Consider the following 24,650-nt stretch of genomic DNA (forward strand, 5'->3'; position numbering starts at 1 on the left):
CCTGCCGGCAAAATGCCGGCAGGGCTTCTTTGTATATGGCCAAGTGAATGTAATTGGTATTTACTCTTTAAATAGTAAAGGTGCAAGTTCGTAAAGGCTGCGGCGCCAGGTCAGGAACTCATGTGCGGTGTTTTCAGAAATGTAAGATACCGCGTCATATCCCGCCTCTTTTAAGGCAACCACGGCATTTTTAACGCCGTCGGGCCGTTCCTTGCTGCCGCAGCTTATGAATATCAGTTTAGGTTTGGTTTTGTTTTTAAGCTCATCCAGCGAATAAGTTCCGCCGCTAAGCAGGGCATAATAGGCAAAAAGCTCGGGCTTGTTTAGTGTTATCATATGCGTTTCCATACCGCCCATTGACAATCCCCCCATCGCACGGTGAGCCCTGTCTGCACGTGTGCGGAAGCTTGCATCAACGTAGGGGATAAGCTCGTCAGTTAAAACTGTTTGAAAGTGATCAATCTTAAAACTTTTAAATGCGCCGGGGCCGGGCTTCACGTCGTTGGTCATGCCGTAAGTCATTACAATAATGAATGGCTGTATTTTACCGGCTGCAATTAAGTTATCCATAATCAGATTGGCATGGCCCTGGTTGCTCCACGCGGTTTCATCTTCGCCCCAGCCATGTTGCAGGTATAGTACCGGGTATTTTTTTGATTTATCCTTTTCGTACCCTGGTGGCGTGTAAACAAAAGCCCTGCGCTGGGTATTGGTGCTTTTTGAAGGAAAAAGGATCTGCTGCACATTGCCATGCGGAACATCCTTAAGCGCATAAAAATCCTGGTCGTGTGCGGGTATCTCAATGCCGCTTTCCCAACGTGTGGATCCATAAAAATTTAATGTGCCCGGATCGTTAAATACCCCGCCATCGATGGTTAAGTGGTAGTAATGAAATCCTTCATCCATCGGGCCTTCTGTAGTGCCGGTCCAGAACCCGTCAGTTCCTTTTGTGAGCTTAGTGCCCCCGCGCCCGCCAAGACCAAGGCTAACTTTTATACTGTCGGACTGTGGGGCCTTAATACGAAAGCGCGCGTAGCCTTGCGAGTTTACCTGAGGGTACTCTTGTCCCGGCTGGTTAAAAGTTGATGGTTTGAAATCTTCGGCAATTGAAGCTGTTTGTGCCATGCAGAGACTGGAGGCACATGTAACGGCCAACAAGGCAAGTAAACATTTTGGTTTCATAATAGAATATTGAGGTTTATAAATTGTGGATATAGTAAAGTGCCGGGCTGTTTTGATCCGGTAAAATACACGGAATACGATAAATGATTAAATTGTGATTAATTGTTATTGTTACACATATTAAGTAGTTGGTTTGTTTTGACTTTAACCGGAGCCAGTTTTCATTATTTATGAAAAGTTGATCCGGGATGAAATATTTAAAAATAATTTATAATGGCTATCCTGTTGTTTTGAGAGGCTTTTTCTTATTATAAAAGTATTTTTATATTAAAAACAAGGCACGCAGTTTTTAGCATAATTTTACAACATTTGTCGATACCATGTGGAGCGATATCATTGCCGCAAATTTGTCGATATGTACTTTTGTACAATAATTACCGGTTCAATTGAACAAGTGTGTTATTTCTTTGAACAAATGTTTGCCTGTTTCATCATCATAAAATGTAGATTTGGATAATGATGTTAGTTCGAAGACATCAATCACACCAATTTTAAAACCATAGTCTATCAACAATTTTTTTCTGCGGATTACCCGCTCCGGAAAAAAGTAACCTGTTTGTTATGATGCATTCTGTACCCGATTTGTGTATTCGCAAAAAGATCAATACAGTGCTGGCAGGCGCTGTGCGCGTTATACTCACCTTAGTCGTTTTGGCCAACCTCAGTTTCCTGGCAAATGCTCAAAAGCCTAACCTGAAATTTACCGCATTAACCACCAGGCAGGGGTTAATGGGCAACGCCGTAAACGCCATCGTAAAAGATAATAACGGGATGATGTGGGTAGGCACCTCCGAAAGCCTGAACAGATATGACGGAAGGAAGTTTAAAGTTTATACGTTGGGTGCCAAAAGGCAGGTAGAGCCGGGTTCCTACGAAATAAGCAGTATCAGCATGGACCGTGCCGGTACGCTATGGGTAGGCACTATCGGTTTTGGTTTGTATTATTACGATAAGGCGGCGGATGATTTCAAAAGCTTTAGTTCGCCCTTAAAAGGGCAGCGTTTAAGCCAGGGGGTTATTACCGCCGTTTGTGCAAACGATAAAAATGAGATCTGGGTGGGAACGGTAAACGGCCTTGATGTGATCAGCCCCGATCGTAAATATATCAGCCATTTTGAAACCGGGACAGGCAAACCAGGGCAGATACCTGTTAAAAGCATGGGCTGTATTTTTGAGGATAGTTACAGCAGGATATGGATTTGTACCAATTTAGGTTTGTATTTATATGATGATACGCATAAAGGTTTTAAAGCCTTCCGTCATCAAAAAAACGATACCCGTAGTTTACCCTCGGATGTTGTAATGACAGTTTCGGAGGATAAAGCGGGCAATTTGTGGGTAGGTACAGCTAATGGCTTAAGCCGCCTGGATAAGGATGGTGAACACTTTGTTAATTACTGTTATAATGATAAGGATGAGACGTCGCTATGTGGTGACATTGTTTACAGCATTGCCGCTGATGATAAAGACCACATCTGGGTTGGTACCGAAGGCGGTTTGAATGTTATGGATATCCACACCGGGAAATCCATCCGTTACCGCCATGACCCGCGCGATCCGTACAGCCTTAACAGTAAATCCATCCGCAGCATTTATATCGATCCTAAAGGCATTTATTGGGTGGGTACCTATATGGGCGGCATCAATAAATACGACAAAAACCTCACATTGTTTAATTATGTGCAACCCACTGAGTTAGACCCTTACGGTTTACGCGCGCCAATCGTATCATCTTTCGCGCAAAAAAATGACAATGAGCTATACGTGGGGACAGACGGCGGCGGCCTTAGCATTTTCAACAACAAAACCAACCGTTTCACTCATATCGCTATTCAGCCTAAGGAAAAAATAAATTCGGCAGGCCTGCCTGTTCTGGCTATGTTATTGGATCATAAAAAACAACTTTGGATAGGAACATTCGGCCACGGGCTTTTTAAACTCAATACTGCAAACAATGGCTATACACAATTCACCAGCGGTACCGGGAAGTTAAATATCAGTCAAAATAACATTTTCTGCTTCAAGGAAGACCGCTTTGGTAATGTATGGATAGGTACAAACGGTGCAGGTATCGATATTTTTGACGCGAAGGCTGATAGCTTCCGCCGGTTTAAACCTGCCTTAGTGTCTGTAAAAGGCTATAAAATGCCATCAAATGGTTATATCAGGGCTTTTGAAGAGGATAACGATGGTAATATGTGGATCGGGTCGTATGGTACGGGCATCGCTATTTATAACCCGGCTACCAAAGTGTTCGATACACTTAATCCAATCAATACAGGTCTGCCTATAGCAGAGGTGTTGTCTCTAAAACGCGATACTAACGGCAATATGTGGGTAGGTACCAACGGCGATGGCCTTTTCTTTTATAATCATCGGCTTAAAAAAATAACCCCGTTTAAATACAATAACCAGTTGCTGAACGGTGTAATTTGTAAAATTTTGCAGGATAAAACCAATAATATTTGGTTCAGTACAAACCAGGGTATCGGAAGAATTGATCCTGCTGATCAGAAACTTTATGTTTATTGTAATGATAACGGACTTCAAAACAATGTTTTTTTAAACGGATCGGGTATTATTGCCGCAGATGGCACGCTTTACTTTGGCGGGGTAGACGGGTTCAATTATTTTAAGGGATCAGATGTAAGGATTAATAAAAATCTGCCCCCGGTTGTATTAACTACCCTGAGTATAGATAATAAACGTATTTCGCCTAATCGTGATAATCCCTTGCCTGTTAATATCAGTGAGGCAAAAGAGATCACCATAAAGTATAAACAAGACATCTCCATAAACTTTGTGGCGCTTAATTATACCCTTCCACAGCAAAATCGATATTCGTATATTTTAGAGGGATTTAGCAATACCTGGAAAAATGCAGGAACATCAACAACGGCCAGTTATACCAACCTTGATCCCGGAGAATACACGTTCAGGGTACGGGCATCCAATAATGATGGAAAATGGAATGATAGCGGTACATCCTTGAAAATTATAGTGAAGCCGCCTTTTTGGATGACCATATATGCTTATGTGCTTTATGTTTTGCTGGCCTTTGGCGTGTTGTTGCTCATCCGCAGGCAGGGTGTTAAAAAGCTTAAAAAGAAATTGCACGATGAGCAGGAACGTAAAGCAGCCGAAGCCCGTCATGAACTGGATGAGATGAAAATTAAGTTTTTAACCAACCTGAGCCATGAATTCCGGACACCGATATCTTTGATAATGGCGCCTGTTGATAAGCTTTTGGAGCAGCCTAACAGCGGGCCTGTTACCGAACAATTAGGTGTTATTAAAAGAAACTCGCGCAGGTTGCTTAACCTGGTTAACCAACTGCTTGATTTTAGGAAACTTGAAGAGAATGAACTTAAGCTGAATTTGGTTGAGGGGGAGTTCATTTCTTTTGTTCGCGAAGTAGCAGATTCGTTTTATGACCTGGCCAATAGAAAAAAAATTGTTACAGTATTTAAAACTGCCGGTGAAAGGTTATTTGTAAAATTTGATCATGATAAGGTTGAGCGAATATTATTTAACCTGCTATCCAACGCGTTTAAATTTACGATGCCTGGCGGGCAAATTACAGTTGAAGTTACCGCCCCTGTTATCTCAGAAGATGGCAATTCATACCGCTTGGGTATTTCGGTTGCGGATACAGGTACCGGTATAGCAGCCGATCAGGTTAGGCATGTTTTTGACAGGTTTTATCAGGCAGATGCCCAGCCTGCCGTACTTAACCAGGGAAGCGGGATAGGCTTATCGATAACACGCGAACTTGTGCAGTTGCATGGCGGCGAGATTGGTGTGAAAAGTGAATTAGGCAAAGGCTCAATTTTCTCCTTATCAATTTCATTGCCTGTAATTAATCTATCGGAGACAGCAATGCATGAGCAAAATACTCCCGAGGCTGCCCCAATCGTTATCGACGATGACAGGGATAATAAACCGAGGACGGCGATTGCCACAGGTATTAACCGGCTCCATGTTCTGGTCATTGAAGATAATGATGAAATGAGGCAATACTTGTCCGAAAGCCTGGCTGCAACTTACAAAGTTTCGGAGGCGGCCAATGGCCGTGAAGGGTGGCATAAAGCACTTGCCGTACATCCCGACCTGATAGTTAGTGATATCAGCATGCCATATATGGATGGGATCCAGCTAAGTTGTAAACTTAGGGCTGATAAAAGGACCAGCCATATCCCCATCATATTATTAACGGCGATGACCAGCCAAAAAGAGCAACTTGCAGGGCTGGAATTGGGCGTGAACGATTACCTGACCAAGCCTTTCAACTTCGATATCCTGAATATCAAAATTAAAAACCTGCTTCAACTAAATAAGTCGCTTAAAGAAACCTATCAGAAGAAGATAAAAGTTATCCCGGCAGATATGGATATTGAATCCTCGTCAGAACGGTTCATTAAAGATGTGGTGATGTATATTGAAAAAAACATCAACAACCCTAAATTTTCCGTCGAGGAGATCAGCCATCATTTTAGTATGAGCAGGGGATCATTCTATAGCAAGATCACCGAACTAACCGGCGAGCCACCTGTGGAATTTATCCGCTCCATAAAACTGGACAAAGCAGCTATACTGCTCGAAAAAACCGATTTGACCATTGCGGAAATAGCATACTCTATCGGTTTTTCGACGCCGCATTATTTTACCAAATCATTCAAGGCAAAATATAATGTTCTACCATCCGAATATCGGGTGAAAAAAGTAGACGTCAAAAGTGTGGCCTAAGAAGTTTTCATTTTACCGGTTAGAAAAATATCGATATTACTCGCCGGCATTCCCTGTTGTTTGAACTTGTATAGGATAGGTGGCGGCCGGTGCTTTGTAACCCAACAGATTGAGCATTTGTAATCCATATCGTGTGCCTAAAACTCGATAACCCTCAGCGGTGAAGTGCAGCTTATCTGATGCGGCCGGGCAGCCGCTTGAATTGATCACATATGCGTTGGGGATAACTTCAGGAAGCTTATCAATTATGTTGTTCATAGCAGCGCACTTGCCGCCCTGGTCTTCATTAACAAGCTGACCAGCCAGCAAAGGAACTTTTTTGGCCTTCAGGTGAAGATCTTTTAATAGCATATCATAGATGCTTTTTACTTTCAGTGTCCAAAGTGTATCATTTGGGTTAGATTCGCCTTGATGCAGCAAGATGCCTTTAATCACGCCGGATTTTTGTGCCAGTTTAGCCATCTCCACTAAATGGCCGTAGGGATTGCCTCCATATTCGTTGATGATGTTCACCATCCAGGAGGGGGCGGTGGCTGCATAGTCCTTATAACTGTCTTTTTGGAACAATTCAATTTTACAACCAGCTACCGATACGTTCACAATACCAACTGTTACATCAGGAGGCAGAGTGGCTATTAGAGTACGGCCAAAGTAGTCGGCAGGGGTGAGGCCGGTATTGCAGCGTGCTAATGGTGGTACGGCGGTGTACCAGTTGCCATTTGCCCGTTTAAGGTTAGGGCAGTCCACGGTTTCCAGTACTTGTAAACGCGGATCAACTATGGTATCCTGTGGCTGTATGCGGGCGTTACCTTCCATATTTGATTGGCCGAAGCACAAAAAAATATAGAACTTTTTGTTTTGGGCTGATGCATTACCAACAAATAATACGCTGATTGTCAACAGGGCAAGAGAAAAGATCCTTAGATTCATTTGATGTTCTTTTAGGTTTCGCGGCAGTCAAAATTGGCGGCCAGCTTGCTGATAAAAATAGGCCAACCTATAATCATACTATTACAACAATTGTTGAAAGTGCTATAACAGTTGTTTAGGACATTGTTGCAACTGCCGGCAAAGAATAACAGTAAGTTGGAAATAGAGGTGCGATTGTGCGTTTAGTAAACCAATGTGTTAACCTTTTCAACATGCGTGTCATTTAAAGTTTACAACCCTTAATACATTTGATTGTTCGAGATGTATTAATCGTGAATTACATAGCCTTAACAAAGTTTACCGGTATAATCAATAATTATTTGTAGCATTTGCCTTAACGCGCAAATACTTTATCAGCATACTTACAAGATATAATACCTCACCTTTATTACTTTTCTTTTTTTAAAATTGGTTGTAAGGACAGCGCGAGGCTGTCCTTATTTGTTTCCTGTAAGCAGGTATGCTAAAAATATTTATTATTTCTATCGCTATAAATCAATAAGATTTATTGTTTTAACTATACCTAAATATCGCATTTTGGGTGAGTTTCGCAATCGATTGTTGCTGGTGGTATTTTTACCTGCAAATTAACAAGCCGGTGCCAGTTTCTGGTAAAGAAAAGCACTCGTCTTTAACTCGTTTTGGTTTTTATTTTGTATTTAAATATTGAAAATCAATAATTTACAGTTTTTTGCAACCTCGAAAACCAACGTTGGGACATGCTATATATTATGGCGGAAAACTGTTTTAATATTGAAAGGGAACCCTGTTATAGGGAACTTGCTTAAACAAATGTTGTAAGATTAAGATAAATACTGCGCTACCTGCCCAACCGCGAAAGATAATTTTACCCCTGTTATTACAACCTGCTTTTTGCAGGATGTAACAATAAGTACTGTTGCCATTACAACGTACAGATTACCAATTATAAACATGTTGACCAATAATGGAGCGTTCGTGGCATTTGTTGTTTGCTGCCCGGTTCGGCGTGGGATACCGTTTGGAATCGAAAACTAATAACACCGACATATCAATTATCAATCAATTAACTAACAAGAAAAATTATGGAAAGACAAAAAAGAGATTTTCAGGTCCTGGATAAGTACGGAACAGCTAACAGATAGGTTTCGTCGTTCATTTAAATCTGGTAGTTACCATAAGGTGACACCAGGATAATTTTAGGCATATGCAGCTTAAACGATGCAGGTAAATGTTGTGCTGAGCGCAAATCAGGCCAACGTTTTCCCAATCGAATCGAAAATTTAAAACCTTAATAACATGAAGTATTCTTTACAAAAAATTTATAATAACAAGTGGCGTTACGCTACGCTCATCTTAACCGGATGCGCGCTCGCAATGCCATCGGTGTCAATTGCGCATAACCGTGGTTCGGCAGGTTCATTGAACGGTATTACCATTAATGAAAATGGCGCTTTGAAAATAAAGCCTGCATTCAACGTTTCGGGCAAAGTTACTGATGATGATAACCAACCTTTGCCCGGCGTAGCGGTTTCCATAAAAGGCACAACCCAAGGCGTAACTACTGATGCCAGTGGTAACTTCAAAATAGCGGTGCCCGGAAATTCAGCCGTGCTCGTTTTCAAGTTAATTGGTTTTGCACAGCAAGAGATCACAGTTACCAGCGCTGCCGAGCTAAAGGTGCAAATGAAAAAAGATACCAAGAACCTGGAGGAGGTTGTTGTGGTTGGTTACGGATCGCAAAAGCGCGCTAAGGTAACAGGAGCTGTTTCCTCAGTTAGCGGTAAAACCCTTGCTTCCGTATCGGTAGGTGGTATTGAAGCTCTGCAGGGCCGTATCTCTGGTCTTACCGTTACCAACAACGGCGGTCCGGGGACAGGGGCTATTATATCGTTGCGCGGCATCAGTTCTGTAAATTTCGGATCTGATCCTTTATATATTGTTGATGGTTACCCGGGCAGCCTCACAGGCGTTGATATTAAAGACATTCAAAGTATCGACGTGTTGAAGGATGCCAGCGCCGCTGCGATCTATGGTTCGCGCGGTACCAACGGTGTTATCATTATCACCACTAAAAAAGGTAACAATAATAGCCGTACGGAGGTTACTATCGACTCATATTACGGCATACAAAATGTTATCAAGAAATATGACCTGCTTAACACCCAGCAATACCTGCAATACGAGCGCGCCCTTAACGGGTCTGCCGGGATAGCTTTACCGCCGCGCCTGCAGCCAGATAACTTTAACAAGCCGATTTACGCAGGTAGTTCTCAAACCTTTGCCCAAACCAATACTAACTGGCAGGATGCTTATTTCAGAAGCAACGCGCCGATACAGCAGCATAATGTAGCATTGAGCGGCGGCAATGCGGTATCCCGATTTTACACCTCGGCCAATTACTTCGATCAGCAGGGTATTGCCCAGGGACTAAGTGCCTACCACAAGGCTTTCCGTGCTAATTCCGATCATACCATTAGTAAGTTCCTGTCATTTGGCGAAACATTCAACGTTATTGAAAACCATCAGCGCTATGGCGTTGACGCGGGTAACCGTACCGCTATTACCAATGTGGTGAGGATGCAGCCGTATCTGCCTATTTACAATCCCAACAACGCAGGAGGATTTATGGGGCCACAAAATAGCTTCGACGGATCGGATCCTACCAATCCAATTGAAGCTGCCAAACTGATCGATAATACCAACCACGGCTTCACTATCCATGGTAACGCTTATGCAACGCTTAAGTTTACCCCATGGCTTAACTTTAAATCAATTTATGGTATTGACTATAACACCAACCAAAACAATACTTATACGCCTATTTACGATGACGGTGGTACTTCCAAATCCACAACAGCGGTTATTAACTACGGTAGGAGCACCAGCACAACTCAACTGTATTCTCAACAGCTTACCTTCGATAAAACATTCGGCAACAAGCACCATGTTAATGCCGTTTTAGTTTACGAGGCCCAGAGCTCGCGCGGCGATAACCAGGTATCTTCGGGTAATCAAAATACCAACACGGTTAGAACACTAAATGGCGCGACTAATCTTTACACTAATTATACTTATGGTACAAACCTCCTCGTTTCGGAGGTAGCCCGTGTAGGGTACGACTTTGAGGGTAAATATTTGATATCTGGTTCTATCCGACGTGATGGTTTATCTGTATTTGCACCGGGACACAAACATGAAAGCTTTCCCGCGGCATCATTAGGCTGGAAGGTAGACCAGGAAAATTTCATGAAGGGAATCAAATCAATATCTTCATTAAAGCTTAGGGCTGGTTATGGTGTAACAGGTATTAATGGTACCGTATTGGGCAACTATCCTTATCTACAGCCTATATCGTCTAATATCGCTACATATCCGTTCAACGGTTCATTGGCCGATCTTGGAAATGCATCATTTTACAGCGGTTTAAGTAACCTCGATCTGTCATGGGAGACAACCAAGCAAACAAATATCGGTTTGGATCTGGGTTTATTCCAGGAAGCGTTTACCCTATCTGCCGAGGTTTATAACAGGCAAACCGATAACCTCTTATTGACAGTACCTACACCGCCCAGCTATGGCTTTGGCGGGGCCGGTACATTAGCAAACGTAGGTTCGATGCGCAACCGCGGCTTTGAAGTTACTTTAGGCTATCATAAAACAAACGGTGAGTTTAAATACGATATTAATGGAACCTTTGCCTTGAACCGAAACAAGGTTTTGACACTTAATACTGCAAACGCTTCAATTACCGCCGGTGGCGATGCCGATTATGGCGGTGGTAACCCTATAACCAATACAGTGGTCGGGCAGCCGGTACAATCATTTTATGGCCTTATAGTTGATGGAATATTTCAAAACGCGGCCGAGGTTTCTAATTCGCCCACGCAAACAGGGGCGGCTCCGGGCGATATCAAATTCAGGGACGTAAATCATGATGGTGTTATCAATGATGCCGATCGTACCTTTATAGGTAGCTATCTGCCCAAATTCACCTATTCATTAAACTACAGCGCATCCTATAAAAATTTCGACGTGGTGGTGTTTTTCCAGGGCGTTTACGGCAATAAAATATTTAATGCCGAAAGGATTATCCTGGAAGGTATGCCAAGGCTTTTCAACGCGGGTACTAATGTTTTAAACGCATGGACACCTACAAATACCGCTACAAATGTTCCGCGTGCCTTCTCCGGCGACCCGAACGGAAACAAAAGGCCTTCAACAAGATGGATTGAAAGTGGTTCATACCTCCGCGTTAAAAACATGCAGCTTGGCTATAATTTCCCCACTTCATGGTTAAGGGCAAAAACAGATAACGCGCTTAGCAGGCTCAGAATTTATGTGGCATCAACCAACCTCTTGACATTTACAAAATACAAAGGCCTTGATCCCGAAATAGGCTCACGTAATGGTACCCTCACCAATGGTATTGATTATGGCCAGTATCCGCAGCCAAGAGTAGTTCAGTTGGGTTTGCAGGCAACCTTTTAATGATTAATTTAAAAAGATACAGCGATGAAAAATAAAAAAATATTCGTGTGGTCGGCCCTTACAGCTATTATAGTAACGGCTACGGTTAATTCCTGTAAAAAGGGATCCCTCAACACCAGCGACCCTAATAACGTAACAACCAATCAGTATTATAAAACCAGCGACCAGCTAACCAAAGGCGTGAACGCTATTTATGTTGCTATTCATTCGTTAGGACTGGTATCAAGGGAATGGTTCTTTATCCACGATCTCAGAAGCGATGAGGTCGCAAGCGGCGGCGGACAGCTCGAAGCTCCCAGGGGCCAGATGCTTAATGGCAATGCCGATCCTGCCAATTCAGTATTAAACTCGGTATGGAATGCCTGGTATACAGCAATATTCAGAGCGAATGTGGTTATTCAAAACGGACCAGCTGTAACCGATAATGGACCATTGCGCGACAGACTGGTTGGAGAAGCTAAATTTCTGCGTGCATGGGCTTACTTTGACCTGGTTTCGCAATGGGGAGGAGTGCCGCTTCTTACGACCCCTGTTAAAACTGCCAGCGATTTTCAACCCCGCGCGTCTGAATCTGAAGTTTATTCATTAATCATAAAGGACCTTCAGGACGCGGCAGCCGTTTTGCCTGAAAAATCAGGTACCGACAAGGGAAGGGCGACTGCCGCTGCAGCAAATGCCATGCTGGGCCGTGTACTAATGCAAAACGGCGACTATGCAGGTGCAAAGGCTGCGCTTTTAAAAATTCCTACAACCGGAGTAAACGGCTATACACTTACCAGCAGATATCTTGATAACTTTGAAGAAGAGACCGAATTCAACAGCGAATCCATCTTCGAGATCGTTTTTGTTGACAAAGGTGACGGTGGATTTAACTGGGGCGGTGATAGCCCTACTGAAGCGCAGTCTACCGTACGCAACCAGGAATACAACCCGATAGCCTGGAGAAACCTTATTCCTTCAAATAAATTAATTAATGAGTTTGAAAATACGGCTACAGGTGCTGCCAAATCGGATCCAAGGTTCCACTACACCTGTTATCAATCAGGCGATACTTATAATAAAGGCGCATCGGTGCTAACTGACGGCGACCAGAACGGTAACTCGTCGGTGATGAACGGCATAACCAAAAAGATCAGTTTCCGTAAGTTTATGATCATTTATAAAGAAGGTTTGCCGGCAGCAGGTTTCCACCCGGGAGGTAATAATCAACGCATTATTCGTTATGCCGAGGTTGTATTGATGCTGGCCGAATGTGAAAATGAGCTGGGTAATACTGCCGCCGCAGTTAATTATCTTAATATGATACGGGCCCGTGCAGATGTTGCGATGCCGCCTTATCCAACGGCACAATATCCGGTTGGTTCAAAAGCTGATGTTGTAAAAGCAATTATGCACGAAAAAATGGTGGAAATGGGTTGCGAAGAAATAAGAAATATAGACATTCTTCGCTGGAGGAAAAAGCAATACTTTACAACCGATCCATTCCCTTATTTCAAGAAAGGCCGGGATGAACTATTGCCAATTCCTCAGGCCGAGCTGGATAATAACCCTAAGGTAAACGGACATCAAAACCCTGGCTATTAATACTTAACTTGCTTATATATAGCAGTTGAAAAGTATAGAGTTTCAGACTTGTTAAAAGAGATAGGCTGTGCATAACAGCCTATCTTTTCCATATAAACCAATTTATAAATGAAGAAATTTTACCCGGCTTTATTGCTCGTTAGTGTTGTTCTTTTTTCATGTGCTAAAAAGAAAACAACGCTGTTCGAATTAATACCGTCTTCACATTCGGGCGTTACTTTCAATAATTTGATTACCGAAAACGATTCAATCAACCCGATTGATAATGCAAATGTTTATAACGGCGGCGGAGTTGGCATAGGCGATTTCAATAACGATGGCTTGCAGGATATTTACTTTTCGGGTAACATGGTATCAAATAAGCTGTACTTAAATCGCGGCGACTTTAAATTTGATGATATTACAGATAAAGCCGGAGTTAATGGTTTAGGAAAATGGGGCAGAGGGGTTGCCGTTATCGATATAAATAATGATGGCCTTCAGGATATTTATGTGTGCAATTCGCTGCTGCAGGATAGCGTTAAAAGGCAAAATTTGCTTTACATAAACCAGGGGGCAGATAAAGAGGGGGTGCCGCACTTTAAGGAAGAAGGCAAAGAATATGGCCTTAATATACACGCATATTCTACCATGGCAACCTTTTTTGATTTCAATAATGATGGCAAACTGGATATGTATCTTACAGTTAACAGGCCGGGGGACGGCTATTACGCAAACCAGTTTCGCCCGATAATTGCGGACGGCAGCGGTAAGAGTACGGGGAGGTTATATGAAAGCAAATGGGATGCCCAGCTTAAACACCCGGTGTTTAGCGATGTATCCAAAAAAGCCGGTGTATCCATTGAAGGCTATGGGCACGCGGCAACCATTGTGGATATAAACAAAGACGGCTGGAAGGATATTTATGTTACCAATGATTTTATATCGCCCAATATCCTCTACATCAATAACGGTGATGGTACATTCACCAATAGATCTAAAGAATACTTTAAGCATACTTCGATGAACTCGATGGGGCAGGACATTGAAGATTTGAATAACGATGGTTTGGCCGATGTATTTGAACTGGACATGTCACCACCGGATAATTACCGGAAAAAAATGATGTCGATGCCGGAAAGCTACCAGTCGTACGAGTTATTTAATCATTATGCATACCAATATCAATATGCACGTAACACCTTGCAGATAAACCAGGGGCCGGGATTAGGCCAGAATGATTCTATCAAGACCCCCGTATTCAGTGAAACCGGGTTCTTGAGCGGAGTTACAGAGACCGACTGGAGCTGGACTCCTTTGATAACAGATTTCAACAATGATGGTTACCGCGATATCATTGTAACCAATGGATTTCCGAAGGATGTTACTGATCACGACTTTATCGTTTACCGAAATAATCCTTATTCCACAGCCTCAAAAAAAACTGTTATTGATCAGATTCCCACGGTCAAGATCCATAATTATGCTTTTCAAAATAATGGCGACCTAAACTTTGGTGATGTTTCCAGCCAATGGGGATTGGATTTACCGACCTTTTCAAACGGTGCCGCTTATGCTGATCTGGACAATGACGGGGCAATGGATATGGTGATCAATAACATCAATGACGAAGCGCTTATCTATAAGAATAATAGCCGGGTACTTACTTCCAAACCATCAAATTATCTGCAGGTAAAATTGAATGGCAACAACTTTAACAGGGATGGCATTGGTGCCTGGGTAGATATCTATTATGCAGGCAAGCAACACCAGGTATACGAGAACAATCCTTATCGTGGATATTTATCTTCTATCCAAAACGTCGCACACTTTGGCCTCGGCAAAGTCAATAAGCTCGATTCTGTAGTGGTGAGATGGCCGAATAATTATAAGCAGGTATTAAAAAATGTAAGCGCTAACCAAACGCTGAAAGTAAATATCAATGATGCGCGTCAGCCTTATAGTTGGGTTATACCCCAAAAAAACAGGGGGGCACTGTTTACTGAAGTTACAGGCACGGCAGGTATTAGTTACAGGCACAAGGAGGATGATTTTCCGGATTTTATCATTCAGAAATTATTGCCTCACAAATTTTCGGCGTATGCTCCGGCGCTTGCAGCCGAAGATGTTGATGGCAACGGGCTTGATGATATTGCTATTGGTGGTAACAAGAAATTTCCCGCCCAGGTTTTCCTGCAGCAGGCTAATGGTAAATTTAATCAGCGAAATTTAATTGATGGAAAACCGGATAGCGCAAATTATAAGGATGAAAGTTTATTGTTCTTTGATGCCGATGGCGATGGGAAGCCAGATCTGTATATGGCCAACGGGGGATATGAAAGCGCGCCGGGTTCAAAAAATTATGCAGACCGCATCTACCTCAACGATGGCCGCGGGCATTTCAGCGAACAAAAAGGTGCCTTGCCCGGCAATTTTACAAGTAAGCTATGTGTCAGAGCGTTCGATTATAATAAGGATGGCAAGCTCGATTTGCTGGTGACCGGTCGGGTTGATCCCTGGCATTATCCCAACCCGGTATCCAGTTTTATTTTACGAAACGACAGTAAACCCGGGAAGCTGCAATTTACAGATGTAACGGCATCAGTTGCCCCTTGCTTAAAAAATCTGGGGCTAACCTGTGATGCCCTGGTTACAGATTATGATAATGACGGTTGGCCGGATCTTGTTATAGCGGGTGAATGGATGCCCATTACCTTTATTAAAAACGTTGGAGGCAAATTCGTTAACTCCACAGCAGCGTCTGGTATTGCTGATAAGATCGGCTGGTGGAATTCTATCGTGGCCGGCGATTTCAGGCATTGTGGTAAGATAGACTATATTGTTGGCAACCTGGGAAAGAATAGTTTTTTCAAAGCCAGCGATAAAGAGCCCGTATATATCACGGCAGGCGATTTTGATAAACGTAAAACCACTGATGCCTTTCCATCCCTATTTCTCCCCGACACTGACGGGGTGAAACGTGAATTTCCATCTTTTGTTCGCGACGATGCTATTAAGCAAATGGTCAGTCTCCGGAAAAAGTTTGTTAATTACAGATCCTTTGGCCACGCAACGTTGCAGGATTTGTTATCGCCCGAACAACTGAAAAAGGCCTTGCGGTTAAAAGCCAATACGCTTACTTCATGCTATCTCGAAAATTTAGGAAACGGGAAATTTAAAATGTACCCTCTGCCAAATTACGCGCAGGTTTCTGCCATTAACGGAATGGTAGTGGATGATTTTGATGGTGATGGCAATTTAGACGTAGCCATTAACGGGAATGATCACGGCACAAATGTTTCAGTAGGCCGGTACGATGCCTTAAACGGATTGCTTTTAAAAGGCGATGGTAAAGGGAGATTTAAGCCATTAACGATTTTGCAAAGCGGGATCTGCTTTCCCGGCGATGGGAAAGCCCTTGTAAAACTTAAGGGGAAAGATAGCCGTTACTACCTCGCGGCCAGCGAGCATAACGGCAATTTGAAGTTGTTAAAGCTCAACGCACCGGGAAAAACCATAAAGATCGGGCGGCAGGATGCCTATGCGGAAGTATCTGCAAAAGATGGTTCGGTTACCCGGCAGGAGTTTTATTATGGCTCGTCTTTTTTATCACAATCGGCAAGGTTTCTGAAAATAAGCCCGGACGTGCAGAAAGTTAAGATTGTATCTAACGATGGCCGGTGTAGGGAAATTAAGCTTTAATAATCCGTTTGTGGTATTCAAAATATAACACCTTCAATATTGATCAGGGTCTTAAGAAAGAATAATGTGTAGCTAATTTTACAGAACGAAATGCCGAAGAATGTAATTGTCAATTTTGCTTTGAGTTTGGCCCGCGGAAAAACGTCATTAAATATTTATGCAAAATTTTTGCTTTTGATACTTGCCATGTCATTTATTACGTCATGCCGCGAATCATCCGAGGGTAAAATGATCCGGATCATTGCCGGTCTGAACCAAAAGGATTACAACAGCCGCAATCCGTTTTGTCCCGAAGCGAAGGTGGCGCAATGCGATAGTTTACTGAAGCTACCGGGCAGGGAAAATGATTTTTATCTTTTAAATACCAAGGCTAAGCTTTTATTGGAAACCGGTGACGAAACACAGGCTATTGCCATCTACGAAAAGATGGTGAGGGGGACCGATAGCTCAAAACGTGATTTATTTGAACCGGATATGGCACTGGCCTACATGAGGTTAGGCGAGCGAACTAATTGTATGTTGAACCACAACCGGATGTCATGTACCTACCCAATAAGGGATAACGCGATTCATGTAAATCAAACCGGTTCGCGACATGCTATTGCAGTTTATGAAAGCATTTTGAAGAAGCATCCGGCCGACCTGGAATCACGCTGGATGCTCAATATCGCTTACATGACACTGAGGCATTACCCCGATAGTGTGCCCAAGCCGTTTTTAATTCCATATCTCAATAAAACATCCGCGACAAAAATAAAGCCGTTTACCGATATGGCTGCCGATGTTGGTATTAAACTAAAAAGCAGGGCGGGTGGCGTTATAGCGGATGATTTCAATAACGACGGTTACCTTGACATAGTAACCTCAGGAACGGAGCTTGATGATCACATGCATTATTTTCAAAATAACCAGGACGGAACATTTATTGACAAGTCTGAAACAAGCGGGTTGCGGAAGTTTACCGGTGGGCTGAATATTCAGCAAACTGATTACAACAACGATGGGAAGATGGACATTTTTGTACTGCGGGGTGCATGGAAAAAAAACGGTTTTGGCAACCAGCCAGCCTCCCTGCTGCGCAACAATGGCGATGGCACATTCTCCGATGTGACGATACCTTCCGGGCTACTTTTTTATCACCCTACCCAGGCGGCAGTCTGGGCTGATTTTAATAATGATGGATGGCTCGATGTATTTGTAGGAGCGGAGGGTTTTAACAACGGCGACAGCATCAATATCCACCGGAGTATGCTTTATATAAATAACCGGGACAATACCTTTACTGAGGTTGGCCATCAATCACATTGCGATGTAATGTCATACGTAAAAGGAGTTACATCGGCAGATTTTAACCATGACGGATGGCCGGATATTTTTATTTCAACAATGGACGGGCGCAAATATCTGTTAAAAAATAAAGGTAACAGCGGAAATACCCCCGACTTTGAAGACGTTACAAAACAATCGGGGATCCTGGCAAATAGCAACAGTACTTTTACTACCTGGTTTTTTGATTACAACAATGATGGCTGGCCGGATATCCTGATTGCAGATTACAAATTTGAGGCCCCGCTGGGATATTATTCGGCTGCTGAAGCGCTCGAAAAGCCCATACCCAATGCGGGAAACATTTACCTGTATAAAAATAACCATAACGGCACTTTTACCGATGTTTCCAAACAAACGGGTCTTGATAAAGTAGTGTTCAGCATGGGCGCAAATTTTGGTGATATTGATAATGACGGCTTTCCCGACTTATATTTTGGCACAGGCAACCCCGATTTTGGCTCCCTTATACCCAATAAGATGTTCAGGAACGTGGAGGGGCAGCGGTTTGAGGACATTACAGGCGTCTCCGGGACGGGGAACCTGCAAAAAGGCCACGGTGTCGCGTTTGCAGATTTCAGGAACCGTGGTTTACAGGACATTTTTATCGAAATGGGCGGGGCTTACGCCGGCGATGCCTATGCCAGCGCCTTGTACGTAAACCCTGGTCAGAACGATAATAACTGGATAAGTATAAAGGCAGAAGGGGTGAAATGTAATAAGCTTGCCATTGGCAGTCGGTTAAAAATAACATTTGTTGACAATGGTATTAAAAGAAGCGTTTACCACGACCTAAACTCGGGCGGTAGTTTTGGTTCATCGCCCATACAGGCGGAAATAGGGGTCGGGAATGCCGGGCTTATCGAAGAGCTTGAAATAATGTGGGCTGGCAGCCATACCGTTCAACGGTTTCGTAATTTGCAGGTAAACCAGTTTTACCATATTACAGAAGGAAAAGGGAAAGTGGCCCTGATTCAAATGAAAAAACTTAGTATCAATAATATGGCGATAAAAATGTGAGATCTCGCTTAAGTCGAGATAGCTATCGGTTAATTCACGGGCACTTACACCAAATAAACTCTGGATGATATGTGGGCGCATAAAAAAGGCAATCAACGTAAAAGGCTGCCTGATCATGAGCGTTTCCGGTTGGATTGTTTGTCCATAGAGGTTGAGATATCCGGTATCCGATCCAGAACGCTTTCCCACTGCCGATTGAAACACCGTTGTAGGGCAGCCATTGGCATAAAGCGGCAAAATAAAATCAGCACTTAGAGGCTGTTTAAAAACGGTAATTTAAAAATGCTATAAGATATCATTATAGGTTTTCCGGCTTAATTAGTGGCTGCATTTGGATGAAATAATGTTAAAATCTATAGATTCTGACCGTTAAACTCCCTTATAACATTTCTGGTAAATCAAATTTAAACAGCCTCTGAAGGTTTTGCTTTCAATGATCAGTATACCAGTGACATATTCGTCAAGGTCGGGAGGCGGAAACAACGTAATTATATTCACCGATTTCTAAATTACTTCTTTCAATTAATAAAATAAAATTATCTTTGTAGCTAAGATAATCAAAGTTATAAAGATATTGTGAAAAGCGAAGCTATTACCCGGATAAGAAAACTAAGCCAGTTGTATGCTTATACATCCATTCAAATGCATGAAAATATTGCGCGAAAAGCCGGGCTATCAGGTACCGATCAGAAATACCTGGGCTTTTTCCTGGTGAAAGGGGCCATGACTGCCGGGGAGCTTATGGAAGTAACCGGCCTTACCAGCGGCGCTGTTACAGGTTTGATTGACCGGTTTGAGAAAAAAGATCTGGTCAAAAGAGAATTTGCGAAAACGGACAGACGAAAAGTACTGGTAGTGCCGGATACTGAAAAGATAATGCAGCTCCTGGCTCCGCTTTACAAGGATTACCGCAGCCATTCGGAGCAATTGATCGGTTCCTTCACTGAAGAGGAACTAAAAATCATCGAAAAATTTTTGGAAGGATCGATAGGGATTATGAGTGAAACAGTCGATCAATTTAAAGACAAGTGAAGCATGATGAAAAACAGAAGTTTATACATTGTTGATTTAAAAAAGGCCGATAAAACGTTTAATAGGTTAATCGGGGGCAAGGGGGCAAATCTGGCAGAATTATACAAGATTCAGGCACTTAATGTGCCTGGCGGTTTTTGTATAACCACTGAAGCTTTTAAAGACACTGTTGGGAACGACCAGGAGTTTAATTCACTGCTGGAGCAGTTAGCATTGCTAACCGAAAACCAAAGGAACGAGATCCATGAAATAAGCAAAAAGATCAAAACGCTGATAGAATCGATAGCTCTTTCTCAGGAACTGAAAAGCCAGATCGTTGCGCATATAGATCAATATGGTAGCGATTACGCTTATGCGGTTCGTTCAAGTGCGACAGCGGAGGACTTAGCTACCGCATCTTTCGCCGGACAACAGGATACCTACCTAAACGTTATCGGCGAAGCCGCTATTTTAAAACACATCAGCAAATGTTGGGCATCTCTTTTTACGGAACGTGCCATAATCTATCGGCTTCAGAATGGCTTTGATCACCGCAAGGTTTACCTGGCTGTTATTGTACAGCAAATGGTAGCTGCAAAGGTAGCCGGCGTGCTATTTACAGCCCATCCGGTTAATGGTAACAGGACAGTGAGCTCGATAGATGCAAGCTTTGGTTTGGGGGAAGCGCTTGTTTCTGGTTTGGTTAACGCCGATAATTACCAGGTCCGTGCTTCAAGAATTATTGAAAAGAAGATTTCGGAGAAAAGGATCGCTATTGAGATCATTAAAAATGGCGGTACTGAGCAAAAAGAGATAGGGCCGGAGCAACAACGCATGCAAGCATTAACTGACGGACAAATTTTACAACTCGAACAAACCGGCAGGATGATCGAGGCACATTTCGGCCATCCCCAGGATATTGAATGGTGTTTAAGTGACGATAAATTCTATGTTGTACAAAGCCGGCCGATCACCACATTATATCCTGTGCCAGCGGCAGACGACCAGGAGAACCGGGTTTATGTATCTGTAGGGCATCAACAAATGATGACTGATGCATTTAAACCACTCGGCATATCCGTTTGGATGTTAACCGGAAACCGTGCGATATTCAAAATGGCTGGCGGAAGGTTATTTGTTGATATCTCGAAGGGCCTCGCTTCGCCGGCGGGCAGGGAAAATCTGTTGAATGTGTTAGGGCATTCAGATCCGTTGATAAAAGATGCCCTGATGACTGTAATCGATCGAAACTTTGTAAAAGAGGACCCTGGCGCCAACATCCCCGGACAGGTTAAGGGCCATCACGGAATGTCGGCGGCGGATATACTTGCGGAAGCGGGAGCCGATGCCGGGATTGTGACCGATCTCATCAGCGGCAGTGAAAGGTCGGTATCAGCATTGAAAGATAACATCCGGGCAAAAACAGGCCCCGATGTATTTGATTACATCCTGGACGATATGCAGCAACGGAGGCAGCTGTCTTTAGAAAAGAAAAATCTGAACGTGATCATGGCAGCCATCCATGCTTCGGCCTGGATCAATGAAAAGATGGAAGAGTGGCTTGGTGAAATCAACGCAGCTGATATTCTTTCGCTTTCTGTGCCAAATAACATTACTTCAGAAATGGGCCTTGAACTTTTGAACCTGGCAGATGTGATCCGTCCTTATTCGGAGGTCATCGCATATCTGCAGGAAGCCAAACAGGATAACTTGCTAAATGGGTTATGTCAGTTGGATGGTGGATGGCAGGTGCGAAACGCCCTCGTCGCTTATCTTAACAAATATGGCATGCGTTGTGCCGGTGAGATCGATATTACCCGCACACGATGGAGTGAAAATCCGGTTGCGCTGGTTCCGATGATCCTGAGTAATATCAAAAACCTCGAACCGGGGGAGGGCATCCGAAGGTTTGAACACGGGCGGCAGGCAGCCTTAGAAAAAGAACAAGGCTTAATGTCGCGACTAAAACAATTGCCCGCCGGAGAAGAAAAAGCCCGGGAAACTAAGCAGATGATTGACCTGTTGCGGAATTTTATCGGCTATCGCGAATATCCGAAATACGATATTGTGAGCAGATACTTTATCTATAAGCAGGCTTTGCTTCAGGAAGCCGAACGCCTTGTAAAAGCCGGTGTGCTTCATGATGAAAAAGATAGTTATTATCTTTATTTTGAAGAGCTGCAGGAGGCGGCGCGTACCGGAAAAGTAGATTACCAGCTTATTGACCAGCGAAAAGCGGAATATCAATTTTATGAAAAGCTGACGCCGCCGCGAGTTATTACTTCTGAAGGTGAGGTAATAACAGGTCATTACAGACGTGAAAATATCCCTGCAGGAGCCCTGGCGGGTCTCGCTGTTTCTTCCGGCATAGTTGAAGGGCGCGCACGCGTGGTGCTAAACGTGGAGGGTGCTGATCTGGAAGATGGCGATATCCTGGTTACAACCTTTACCGACCCAAGTTGGACCCCTTTATTCTTAGCCATCAAGGGTGTGGTTACGGAAGTTGGCGGACTAATGACACACGGCGCTGTAATAGCCCGTGAGTACGGTTTGCCGGCGGTTGTTGGCGTGGAAAACGCGACCAAGCTGATTAAAGACGGTCAACGCATTCGTGTGCATGGAACCGCAGGGTATGTGGAGATTATGAGCGAAGCAGACGCGTAGTGGAAATAATGTTGTCGCGAATTACCCCCGGGATTGTCGCTTTTGCACACTGCGAAACACCGGCGTGTATCCCATCTTTGTATCGTTGATGAAGTTTATGATCAATAGGGATCGGGTTACGAAAAACAACAAAGTAAACCGGCAACCGTACAAAATTTTTAAACAAGCAAATAACGATGAGTACAATACAGATCACAAGCTCAAAGCTTTGGAACGCCATTAAGCTTTCTCTTAATGGCGAGCAGCAGGACTATACGCAAGGCAGTATTCCGAAGGCCATCTTTTTACTGGCTATCCCAATGATCCTGGAATTAAGCCTTGAAAGCGTTTTTGCGGTGGTAGATATGTTCTTTGTAGGTAAACTTGGGCAAAACGCTATAGCCACGGTAGGTTTAACTGAGTCGGTGATCACCATTGTCTATTCCATCGCTATTGGTTTAAGCACCGCGGCAACGGCAATCGTAGCGCGAAGGATTGGTGAAAAGAAACCGGAAGCCGCGGCACATGCAGGAGCCCAGGCGCTGGTAATCTGTCTGATCACAACTATAATAGTAAGTATGGCTGGTGTTTTATATGCACCTGAGATCTTAAAGTTAATGGGTGCAAGCGAAGAAGTGGTGAGGGACGGAGCTATTTTTACCCGGATCATGCTGGGCAGCAGTCTTGTTATTATCCTGTTGTTTCTGATCAATGGGATTTTTCGGGGTGCGGGTGATGCAGCTATGGCGATGAAAAGTCTTTGGATTGCAAGCATCATCAACATTATTCTCTGCCCGGTTTTCATCCACTTTTTTGGGTTGAAGGGCGCTGCCATGGCTACCGTGATTGGAAGGAGCTGCGGGGTGACCTTCCAGGTATACCATCTGTTTAAAGGAAGCGGTATTCTCAAGTTTCGCGGTGCTGACTTTAATTGGGATCCGGCTATTGTAAAGACTATCATCGCTGTTGCCTGGCCGGCGACTTTTCAATTTATCATTGCAAGCGGCAGCTGGATCATACTTACGCGGCTGGTTGCTGAAACCGGCGGTACAGCAGCTTCTGCCGGCTACCAGATCGCTTTCCGGAATTTTGTTTTCTTTATTTTACCATGCTGGGGGTTAAGTAATGCTGCGGCAACCCTGGTAGGGCAAAACTTAGGTGCAGGCCATGTTGACCGGGCAGCTCAAAGCGTGCTGCTTACGGCGCGATATAATGCTGTATTGATGAGTTTCGTCATGCTGCTGTTCCTGTTCTTTGCCCGTCCCATCGTCAGCATATTTACAACCGAACCCGTTATTTTGAACTTTGGCAGTACGGCACTCCGGATTATCGGTTCCGGATTTATTTTTTATGCTATAGCCATGGTCATGAGCCAGGCCTTAAACGGGGCAGGCGACACCAAAACGCCTACATGGATCAATTTTGGGTGCTTTTGGCTTTTCCAGGTTCCTTTAGCTTACTTACTCGCCAAAGGCTTAGGGTTGCATTCGGCAGGCGCCATCGCAGCGGTGCCTGCAGCCGAGGCACTTTTAGCCCTGGTTTCCTGGTATTACTTTAAAAAAGGGAACTGGAAAAAGGTGAAAGTGTAAGGCCATCCATATTGAATTACTAAAAGACAATTAAACCACATAAAAAATGAAAAAGAAAATCCTATTCATTGCATGCCTGTTATTCGGGCTGATGTTTATCAATGCAGGTCTGAACAAGTTTTTAAATTACATGCCTGTACCTAAAGACATGCCGCCAAATGCCATGGCCATGTTTGGCGCCATTATGCAGATCAAATGGCTGATGCCACTTATCGGCATTGCCGAAATTATCGGGGGGATCCTGGTGATTATTCCCCGTTTCAGGGCTTTAGGCGCGGTGATCATTTTTCCCGTTATGGTCGGCATATTGTTAACCGTTATTTCTTTATCTTCGGGATTACCGATGGTGCTTGTGCTTTGGGCGGTGCTTATCTGGATACTATTTGAAAACAGGGAGAAATATTTTCCCATGATCCGGTAGGAGGATAGCATAGTCCGGCTATTCCGCAACTAATAGTCCGGCTATTC

Annotated in this window: 11 protein-coding genes and 1 pseudogene; 9 read left to right on the forward strand and 3 right to left on the reverse strand. The window is 43.6% G+C overall.

Annotation, left to right across the window (positions count from 1 at the left end; genetic code table 11):
* Window positions 1-60 precede the first annotated feature (60 nt).
* On the reverse strand, window positions 61-1,182 hold the full coding sequence (locus tag MusilaSJ_RS01380) for an alpha/beta hydrolase-fold protein (protein WP_274988289.1): 1,122 nt from the start codon (window positions 1,180-1,182) through the stop codon (window positions 61-63).
* Between the two features lie 561 nt (window positions 1,183-1,743).
* Here MusilaSJ_RS01380 and MusilaSJ_RS01385 point away from each other — a divergent pair.
* Window positions 1,744-5,928 (forward strand): hybrid sensor histidine kinase/response regulator transcription factor, encoded by a 4,185-nt coding sequence (locus tag MusilaSJ_RS01385; protein ID WP_274988290.1) that lies wholly within the window; start codon window positions 1,744-1,746, stop codon window positions 5,926-5,928.
* Window positions 5,929-5,964: 36 nt separating this feature from the next.
* Here MusilaSJ_RS01385 and MusilaSJ_RS01390 read toward each other — a convergent pair whose 3' ends face one another.
* On the reverse strand, window positions 5,965-6,858 hold the full coding sequence (locus MusilaSJ_RS01390; protein ID WP_274988291.1) for a sialate O-acetylesterase: 894 nt from the start codon (window positions 6,856-6,858) through the stop codon (window positions 5,965-5,967).
* A gap of 1,278 nt (window positions 6,859-8,136) precedes the next feature.
* Here MusilaSJ_RS01390 and MusilaSJ_RS01395 point away from each other — a divergent pair.
* The 4 genes from MusilaSJ_RS01395 to MusilaSJ_RS01410 all read left to right on the forward strand — a co-directional run bounded on the left by MusilaSJ_RS01395 (window position 8,137) and on the right by MusilaSJ_RS01410 (window position 18,939).
* Entirely contained in the window at window positions 8,137-11,328 is a 3,192-nt protein-coding gene (locus tag MusilaSJ_RS01395) for a SusC/RagA family TonB-linked outer membrane protein (protein WP_274988292.1), read from the forward strand.
* A gap of 24 nt (window positions 11,329-11,352) precedes the next feature.
* Window positions 11,353-12,912: a RagB/SusD family nutrient uptake outer membrane protein gene (locus tag MusilaSJ_RS01400; RefSeq protein ID WP_274988293.1), complete on the forward strand. Its 1,560-nt coding sequence runs from the start codon at window positions 11,353-11,355 to the stop codon at window positions 12,910-12,912.
* Between the two features lie 108 nt (window positions 12,913-13,020).
* Window positions 13,021-16,593: a VCBS repeat-containing protein gene (locus MusilaSJ_RS01405; RefSeq protein ID WP_274988294.1), complete on the forward strand. Its 3,573-nt coding sequence runs from the start codon at window positions 13,021-13,023 to the stop codon at window positions 16,591-16,593.
* A 90-nt stretch (window positions 16,594-16,683) separates the two neighbouring features.
* Entirely contained in the window at window positions 16,684-18,939 is a 2,256-nt protein-coding gene (locus MusilaSJ_RS01410; RefSeq protein WP_274988295.1) for a CRTAC1 family protein, read from the forward strand.
* A 27-nt stretch (window positions 18,940-18,966) separates the two neighbouring features.
* Here the strand turns inward: MusilaSJ_RS01410 and MusilaSJ_RS28035 are convergent.
* Window positions 18,967-19,176: pseudogene (locus tag MusilaSJ_RS28035) on the reverse strand (DUF6597 domain-containing transcriptional factor); the annotation flags it as partial.
* A gap of 339 nt (window positions 19,177-19,515) precedes the next feature.
* Here MusilaSJ_RS28035 and MusilaSJ_RS01415 point away from each other — a divergent pair.
* From MusilaSJ_RS01415 to MusilaSJ_RS01430, 4 genes are all read left to right on the forward strand, one after another.
* Window positions 19,516-19,971 carry a MarR family winged helix-turn-helix transcriptional regulator gene (locus MusilaSJ_RS01415; protein WP_274988296.1) on the forward strand — a complete coding sequence of 152 codons (456 nt, stop codon included), beginning with the start codon at window positions 19,516-19,518 and terminating at the stop codon, window positions 19,969-19,971.
* A 3-nt stretch (window positions 19,972-19,974) separates the two neighbouring features.
* On the forward strand, window positions 19,975-22,614 hold the full coding sequence (gene ppsA, locus MusilaSJ_RS01420; protein WP_274988297.1) for a phosphoenolpyruvate synthase: 2,640 nt from the start codon (window positions 19,975-19,977) through the stop codon (window positions 22,612-22,614).
* A gap of 176 nt (window positions 22,615-22,790) precedes the next feature.
* Window positions 22,791-24,182 (forward strand): MATE family efflux transporter, encoded by a 1,392-nt coding sequence (locus tag MusilaSJ_RS01425; RefSeq protein ID WP_274988298.1) that lies wholly within the window; start codon window positions 22,791-22,793, stop codon window positions 24,180-24,182.
* Between the two features lie 46 nt (window positions 24,183-24,228).
* On the forward strand, window positions 24,229-24,603 hold the full coding sequence (locus MusilaSJ_RS01430; protein WP_274988299.1) for a DoxX family membrane protein: 375 nt from the start codon (window positions 24,229-24,231) through the stop codon (window positions 24,601-24,603).
* The last annotated feature ends 47 nt before the right edge of the window (window positions 24,604-24,650 follow it).

The organism is Mucilaginibacter sp. SJ (assembly GCF_028993635.1).
Lineage (GTDB): Bacteria > Bacteroidota > Bacteroidia > Sphingobacteriales > Sphingobacteriaceae > Mucilaginibacter.

What these genes read in the sequence shown, in the direction of transcription:
- MusilaSJ_RS01380 (WP_274988289.1), bottom strand. Translation starts at nt 1,182, where the DNA reads ATGAAACCAAAATGTTTACTTGCCTTGTTGGCCGTTACATGTGCCTCC.
- MusilaSJ_RS01385 (WP_274988290.1), top strand. Translation starts at nt 1,744, where the DNA reads ATGATGCATTCTGTACCCGATTTGTGTATTCGCAAAAAGATCAATACA.
- MusilaSJ_RS01390 (WP_274988291.1), bottom strand. Translation starts at nt 6,858, where the DNA reads ATGAATCTAAGGATCTTTTCTCTTGCCCTGTTGACAATCAGCGTATTA.
- MusilaSJ_RS01395 (WP_274988292.1), top strand. Translation starts at nt 8,137, where the DNA reads ATGAAGTATTCTTTACAAAAAATTTATAATAACAAGTGGCGTTACGCT.
- MusilaSJ_RS01400 (WP_274988293.1), top strand. Translation starts at nt 11,353, where the DNA reads ATGAAAAATAAAAAAATATTCGTGTGGTCGGCCCTTACAGCTATTATA.
- MusilaSJ_RS01405 (WP_274988294.1), top strand. Translation starts at nt 13,021, where the DNA reads ATGAAGAAATTTTACCCGGCTTTATTGCTCGTTAGTGTTGTTCTTTTT.
- MusilaSJ_RS01410 (WP_274988295.1), top strand. Translation starts at nt 16,684, where the DNA reads ATGCCGAAGAATGTAATTGTCAATTTTGCTTTGAGTTTGGCCCGCGGA.
- ppsA (WP_274988297.1), top strand. Translation starts at nt 19,975, where the DNA reads ATGATGAAAAACAGAAGTTTATACATTGTTGATTTAAAAAAGGCCGAT.
- MusilaSJ_RS01425 (WP_274988298.1), top strand. Translation starts at nt 22,791, where the DNA reads ATGAGTACAATACAGATCACAAGCTCAAAGCTTTGGAACGCCATTAAG.
- MusilaSJ_RS01430 (WP_274988299.1), top strand. Translation starts at nt 24,229, where the DNA reads ATGAAAAAGAAAATCCTATTCATTGCATGCCTGTTATTCGGGCTGATG.